Genomic DNA, 355 nt, shown 5'->3' with positions numbered 1-355 from the left:
GCCGGACTCCCCGTAAATGAGCAGATTGCGCGGCCGGATCGAGGGCGGGGTGATCAAGTAGCGGTTCAGGATCGCAAAGATGTTGTCGGCCGCCTTGTGGCCGATCCACAGACCGCGCCAGCGGGCGATAATCCGCTCCTCGACAGGTAGGTCAACGAGCGCGCGGGCCTTAGGGTGAAGGTGATCGAGCCCTTCGATGAGGGGGGCGGCCGTGGTTTCAACTGAGTCCATCAGATGTCCAGATCATCATAGTCGTCGTCGGGTTCAAGGTGATCGAGCCCTTCGATGAGGGGGGCGGCCGTGGTTTCAACTGAGTCCATCAGATGTCCAGATCATCATAGTCGTCGTCGGGTTC

At 60.3% G+C, this 355-nt stretch carries 1 protein-coding gene; it reads right to left on the bottom strand.

Annotation, left to right across the window (positions count from 1 at the left end; all coding sequences use genetic code 11):
* Positions 1-231, bottom strand: a 231-nt coding sequence (locus AC1DKR_RS21490; protein ID WP_478035271.1) for a hypothetical protein, incomplete at its 3' end; no start/stop codon positions are given.
* Between the last annotated feature and the right edge of the window lie 124 nt (positions 232-355).

Source organism: Stenotrophomonas sp. 01N47 (assembly GCF_056399165.1).
Note: the sequence above shows the minus strand (reverse complement) of the source record. Positions and strands in the feature narration are given on the sequence as shown.